Below are 6,727 nucleotides of genomic sequence, written 5' to 3' on the forward strand. Positions count from 1 at the left end.
ATCAGGATCCCGACGCCGAGCAGCCCGTCCGGGTCCCGGCCCCGAGCTCCTCGCCTGGTTCGGCACCTTCGTCGGCGCCGCGGTCCGCACCCCGCTCGGCCCCCGCTTCGGCGGCCCCGGCCTCGGGTGGCGCGATCCCAATCGCGATTCCGATCCCCTTCACGTCGGCCAGCGCACCAACCTCGAGCATGATCGAGCGGATCAAGGCCGCCGCTGGCAACAGCAGCGCGGCGGCGGGCCTGGATCCGGCGGCCGTCCGTGCGCTCTTGCAGCTCAGCCAAGAGATCGTCGAGCAGGTGGTCTGGGAAGTCGTCCCCGATCTCGCCGAAGAGATCATCAAGCAAAAAGTTCAGTAGGCGCGACCCCGCGTCAGCTACCGGGCCCGTGCGAGGATTCGCACGGGCTCGCTTCGTTTGGGGCATCTGCACCCGATGTCCCCGACAACCAGATCCTGACGACGCCGCTCTCGAGAGCGGCGATCAGCTTGAATTCACGCCACTAGGCCCATCTGGGGCCACTCCCGCCGCTGTCGCGCGGCGCTCACGGTACGCCCGATGCGAGCTTCGGCCGGGCTCCTGGTCCGGAGCGGCCCCAGACGCACCTGACGACGCGACTCCAAACTGATCGCCGCTCTAGACTTACGCGGGCGCGGCTTCGTGTGGCAGGTTCACGCGATGTCCGAGCAGGAGTTCGCCAAGGTCTACGAGCCGGCGAAGGTCGAAGCACATTGGTACGCCCGCTGGCGCGACGACGGGTTGTTTTCGCCGGCCGAGCACGACGGTCCGCACTTCACCTGCGTGTTGCCGCCGCCCAACGTCACGGGGCGGCTGCACATGGGTCACGCGCTGACGGCCACGATCGAGGACACCTTGGTCCGCTGGCATCGCATGCGTGGCGAGCGAGCGCTGTGGTTGCCAGGTACGGATCACGCTGGGATTGCCACGCAGGTGATGGTCGAGCGGGACCTGCAAAAGCGCGAGCAAAAGAGCCGGCACGAGATCGGTCGCGAGGCCTTCCTCGAGCGGGTCTGGGTCTGGAAGGACGACCACGGCGGGATCATCGATCGCCAGCACGAAGCGCTCGGCGCCTCGCTCGACTGGTCGCGCTATCGCTTCACCATGGACGAGGTCTCGTCGCGGGCGGTCCGCGAGGCGTTCGTGCGCCTGCACGAGCAGGGCCTGATCTACCGCGACTACCGGCTGATCAATTGGGACTGGGGCTCGCACACGGCGCTCAGCGATCTCGAGGTCGAGCACGAAGAGATCCAGTCGAGCCTGTGGCACATCGCGTACCCGATCGTCGGCAGCGACGCGCGCTTGATCGTCGCGACGACGCGACCCGAGACCATGCTCGGCGACACCGCGGTCGCGGTGCACCCCGACGACGAGCGCTACCAAGCGCTGATCGGACAGCGCGTGCGGCTGCCGTTGACCGGGCGCGAGATCCCGATCATCGCCGATCCAATCTTGGTCAAGATCGGGTTTGGGACCGGGGCCGTGAAGGTCACCCCGGCCCACGACCCCAACGACTTCGAGACCGGCAAGCGCCACGACCTCGAGCTGATCCAGATCATCGATCTCGACGGCAAGATTCAGGCGCCCGCGCCCGAGAAATATGTTGGGTTGACGGTCAAGCAGGCGCGGACGGCCGTGCTCGCGGATCTCGAGGCCGAGGGTCTGCTGGTCGAGACCAAGCCGCACGTGCTGAGCATCGGTCGGAGCCAGCGATCGGGCGTGGTCGTCGAGCCGCTCCCCTCGTTCCAGTGGTTCGTCAACGTTGGCCCGCTGGCCGGGCCTGCGATCGAGGCCGTGCGCACGGGTGAGACGGTCATCTACCCGGAGTTTCGCCGCGCGGACTACTTCCGGTGGATGGAGAACATCCGCGACTGGTGCATCTCTCGCCAGCTGTGGTGGGGCCACCGGATCCCCGCGTGGCACTGCGGCTGCGGTCACATCACGGTCGCGCGCGAGGATCCGAGCGCGTGCGCCAAGTGTGGCAGCGCCGACATCTCGCAAGACGAGGACGTGCTCGACACCTGGTTCTCGTCGGGCCTGTGGCCGCTGACAACGCTGGGGTGGCCCGCGGAAGACAGCGAGCTCGATCGCTTCTACCCGACCTCGCTGATGGAGACGGGCTGGGACATCCTGTTCTTTTGGGTCGCGCGGATGATGATGTTCGGCCTGCACTTCACCGGGCAGGTCCCGTTTCGGACCGTCTACCTGCACTCGATGGTGCTCGGCGAAGACGGGCAGAAGATGTCGAAGACCAAGGGCAACGTCGTCGATCCCGTCGAGCTGGTCGACGCGTACGGGGCCGACGCGCTGCGCTTTTACCTGTGCACGATGGCCGGGCAGGAGTCTGGGATCGTGTTCTCGCGGGCCCGCGTCGAGGGCTATCGGAACTTCTGCAACAAGCTGTGGAACGCGGCTCGGTTCGCGAGCATGCGGCTCGAAGGGCTCGACCTCCCGACCTGGCGCGCCGAGGTGTTGGACGCTCCCGACGGGCTCGCGCGGCTGTCGATCGCGGATCGCTGGATCCTGGGTCGGGCGCTCGAGCTGGCCGAGCGCGTCGCCGCCCACCTCGATGGCTGGCGGCTGGATCGGGCCGCGCACGCTGCGTACCAGTTTGTCTGGCACGAGCTGTGCGACTGGTACCTCGAGCTGGCCAAGCGGCGGCTGGCCGACGACGCCGATCCGAGCGAGCGACACGCGACGCAAGGCACCCTGGCCACGGTGTTCGACCTGGTCTTGCGGATCCTGCATCCCATGGTGCCGTTCATCTCGGAGGAGCTGTGGCAGCGGCTCCCGCGGGTCGAGGACGCCCCCAGCCTGATGAACGCGAGCTGGCCAATGATCTCGGGTGAGGGCAGCGCGCGGACGATGGCTGGGCCCGTGTCCGCGGTCGGGTCGATCCTCGCTGACCCACGAGTCACCGAGGCCGAGCGGGACATCGAGCGACTGATCGCGGTGGTCACCAGCCACCGCATGCTCAAGGCCGAGTCCAAGATCTCACCGGCCCAGCCGGTCGAGGTCCAAGTTCGCAGCGACGACCCCGAGACCGTGGCCTCGCTCGAGCGGATCCGCGAGTCGGCCCAATTCGTCGGCCGGATGCGCTCGCTGACGGTGCTTGGGCCTGATGTTCAGCTGCCCAAGCAGTGCTCGGTCGCCGTCACGGGTGGGGTCGAGGTGGGGTTGCCGCTCGCTGGCCTCGTCGATCTCGACGAGGAGCGCGCGCGGCTCGGCAAAGAGATCGCCAAGAAGCAAAAGGAGCTGCAGGGCATCGACAAGAAGCTGTCGAACCAGGGGTTCTTGCAGCGCGCCCCAGCCGAGGTCGTCGCCAAGGAACAGTTGCGTCAGACTGAGCTTCGCGACAATCTGGCCAAGCAGCAGGCGCTGCTCGATCGGCTCAGCTGAGTCCCCGCGGTTCTCATGCCCACTCCTGCCAACCACCCCGTGCCCGGCCTGGTTGGGCCGTTCAAGCTCAGCGTTTGCTTCGTGTGTCTCGGCAACATCTGTCGCTCGCCCACCGCCGAGGGCGTGCTCACCAAGCTCGTCGCTGACGCGGGGCTGCGCGGTCGGATTCGTGTCGACAGTGTCGGCACCGGGGCGTGGCACAAGGGCGAGCGCGCCGACAAGCGAGCGCGGACCGAGGCCCAGCGGCGCGGCTACGATCTACAGAGCGTCGCCAGGCAGATCACCAGCGCCGACTTCACGACCCACGATCTGCTGATCGGCATGGACCACGCCAACCTGCGCGAGCTCGAGGCGCTCGCGGCCAAGACCACCAGCACCGCCAAGTTCTCGCTGTTGCGCAGCTACGATCCGCTCGCGCCAGCAGACTCCGAGGTGCCGGATCCCTACTACGGCGGGCTCGAGGAGTTCGCGCGCATGTTCGACATGGTCGAGGCCGCCTGCCGGGGCTTGCTGGCGCGGCTGCGGTCTGAACACGGGCTCTGACTGGCGGCCATGACCCCCAGCTCGCCCCCCAGCAGCCTGACGCTGCTTCGCAACGCGAACCTCCACGCTCCCGCGCCGCTCGGTCGCCGCGACTTGTTGCTCGCTGGCGGGAAGCTGGTGGCGATCTCCCAGCGCGACGCGGCCCTCGATCCACTGCCGGCGAGCCTGGGCGTCACCGTTCACGACTGCGCTGGCGCCCACGTGGTCCCGGGTCTCGTCGACGCCCACGTGCACGTGACCGGTGGGGGCGGGGAGGGCGGCTACACCAGCCGGGTGCCGCCGCTGTCGCTGACGCAGCTGAGCCTTTCGGGGGTCACCAGCGTCGTGGGGTTGCTCGGGACCGACGCGACCACGCGGACCATGCGAGAGCTGGTCGCGCGGACCTACGCCCTGCGCGAGGAGGGCGTGAGCGCGTGGTGTTGGACCGGCAACTACGAGGTGCCGGTCAAGACCCTGACCCGGTCGGTCCGCGACGACATCGTGTTCGTGGATCCGATCATTGGTGTCGGCGAGCTGGCGATCAGCGATCACCGATCCTCGCAGCCAAGCTTTGACGAGTTCTTGCGAGTCGCCGCCGATGTCCACGTGGCCGGAATGATCAGCGGCAAGGCGGGCGTGCTGCACTTGCACCTTGGCGACGGCGAGCGGGGGCTCGAGCTGATCCGGCGGGCGCTCGATCACAGCGAGCTGCCGGCGCGGGTGTTTCACCCAACCCACCTCAACCGCAACCTCGCGCTGTTCGCCGAGGCCCAGGCGCTGGTCCGGGAGCGTGGGGCCAACGCGCCGTCCATGGATCTCACCGCGTTCCCGGCCGACGACGTCGGCGACGGACTCAGCGCCGCTGATGCGATCGCGGCGTGGAAGCGCGCGGGCCTGCCGCTCGAGCGCCTGACTTGCTCGTCGGACGGCGGCGGCTGCATGCCTCACTTCGATCACCAAGGCCAGCTCCACGGGTATGGCGTTGGCCAGTGCGCGACCTTGCTCGACACGGTTCGCGCCGCCCGCCGGGATCACGGCCTAGAGCTAGCCGAGCTGTTGCCGCTGTTCACAACCAACGTCGCGCGGCTGCTAAGGCTGCGCGGCAAGGGCGAGCTCGTCGTCGGCGCCGACGCCGATCTGCTGATCCTCGTCGATCGTGATGATCAGCCGCTGCAGCTCGACGGGGTCATCGGACGCGGTGTGTGGTTGGTGCGCGAGGGTTCGCCCCAGGTCGTGGGTCCGTTCGAAGCTGGGCTGTCCTGAGCTCGGCGAGAGCCCGGCATGATCGGGGCTGGCGTGGATCGACCCGCTGCGGCCGATCGATCACTGGCCACACCTGCGGGAGCTTGGTACCAACAGCCCATGTCTAGCGTCCGCGCTTCCCACATCCTGCTCATGTACAAGGGCTCGTCCCGATCCTCGGCGACCCGCAGCAAGGCCGAGGCCGAGCAGCAGATCAACGCGCTCAAGGCCAAGCTCGACGCTGGCTCCGACTTTGCGGGGCTCGCCCGCGAGCACTCGGACTGCCCGTCCAGCGCCAAGGGGGGAGATCTCGGTCAGTTTGGCCGCGGCCAGATGGTGCCGGCGTTCGAGCAGGCCACGTTCTCGATGGAGGTCGGTGGCGTCAGCGGTGTGGTCGAGACCGACTTCGGCTACCACCTCATCACCCGCACGGCTTGACCCCCGTGTTTGCCGCGTGGGCCAGGTCCCTGGCCCACGCAGATCGCGGCAATGGCCGCCGCGGACACTTGTTTGACGGCCCCACATGGGCGACACATCGCCTGGTCGCGCATGGGTGCCAACGCCCGCGGCGAAGAGTCAAACGTGCCTGCCAAGGTCCAAGACAACCAAAGCCGTGGCTACATCGTGCCGGTCGGCGGTGCGGAAGACAAAGACAGCGATCCGGTCATCCTCCGGCGCTTCGTCGAGATCTCGGGTGACGAGCACGCTCGCATCGCCGTGATCCCGACGGCCTCGCGCCTCGATGACACCGGGCGCCGCTACGAGCGAATCTTCAAGGAACTCGGGGCCGCCGACGCGCTCGCGCTCGACTACAAGCGCCGCGAGGACGCCGACAACCCCGAGTGGCTCGAGTACCTGCACGGGGCCTCGGGCGTGTTCTTGACCGGCGGCAACCAACTGCGGATCTCGACGATCCTCGGCGGCACCGACGTCGCCCGGGCGATCCGCAGCGTCAACGCCAGCGGGGTCTCGGTCGGGGGCACCTCGGCCGGCGCGGCGATCTTGTCCGAGCACATGATCGCGTTCGGCAAGTCCGGCGCGACCCCCCGCGCGGGCATGGTCTCGCTGGCCCCCGGGTTCGGGCTGACCAACCGCATCGTCATCGATCAGCACTTCCGCCAGCGTGATCGGATCGGCCGGTTGCTGGCCGCCCTCGCCTACAACCCCTTCGCCGTGGGCATTGGGCTCGACGAGGACACCGCGGCCTTCATTGACGGCGAGGACACGCTCGAGGTGTTTGGCAGCGGGGCGATCACCGTTGTCGATGCTAGCAAGCTCGAGCACTCCTCGATGGGGTCGGCCTCCGATGGCGACACGATCTGCATGACGGGGATTCGGCTGCACATCCTGAATGCTGGTGGTCGCTTCAATCTCCACACCCGGGTTGCTACGCCGCCATTATGACCCCCACAGGCGACTTCGCACTTCGCAGGCCTTCTATGACCCCCACAGAGGCTTTCGCACTTCGCGGTCACTCGCTTCGCTCGCTCCCAACGGGCAGGCTGTTCGCTGTCGCATGTGTGGCCCCCTAGCAGGGGGCTCTTCTGCCT

At 68.0% G+C, this 6,727-nt stretch carries 5 protein-coding genes and 1 pseudogene; all 6 read left to right on the forward strand.

The window, feature by feature from the left end:
• A pseudogene (locus DB30_RS42050) lies at positions 1-356 on the forward strand (hypothetical protein); the annotation flags it as partial.
• 318 nt (positions 357-674) lie between these two features.
• A complete protein-coding gene (locus DB30_RS39645; protein ID WP_052559205.1) occupies positions 675-3,413 on the forward strand; it encodes a valine--tRNA ligase in 2,739 nt (912 codons plus the stop codon).
• Positions 3,414-3,428: 15 nt separating this feature from the next.
• A complete protein-coding gene (locus DB30_RS39650) occupies positions 3,429-3,956 on the forward strand; it encodes a low molecular weight protein-tyrosine-phosphatase (protein ID WP_052559201.1) in 528 nt (175 codons plus the stop codon).
• 9 nt (positions 3,957-3,965) lie between these two features.
• A complete protein-coding gene (gene iadA, locus DB30_RS39655; RefSeq protein WP_052559203.1) occupies positions 3,966-5,198 on the forward strand; it encodes a beta-aspartyl-peptidase in 1,233 nt (410 codons plus the stop codon).
• 99 nt (positions 5,199-5,297) lie between these two features.
• Complete coding sequence (locus tag DB30_RS39660; RefSeq protein ID WP_052559206.1) at positions 5,298-5,615, forward strand: peptidylprolyl isomerase; 318 nt, start codon at positions 5,298-5,300, stop codon at positions 5,613-5,615.
• Between the two features lie 111 nt (positions 5,616-5,726).
• On the forward strand, positions 5,727-6,581 hold the full coding sequence (locus DB30_RS39665; RefSeq protein WP_146662766.1) for a cyanophycinase: 855 nt from the start codon (positions 5,727-5,729) through the stop codon (positions 6,579-6,581).
• Positions 6,582-6,727: the final 146 nt, after the last annotated feature.

The organism is Enhygromyxa salina (genome assembly GCF_000737335.2).
Classification (GTDB): domain Bacteria; phylum Myxococcota_A; class Polyangia; order Nannocystales; family Nannocystaceae; genus Plesiocystis; species Plesiocystis salina_C.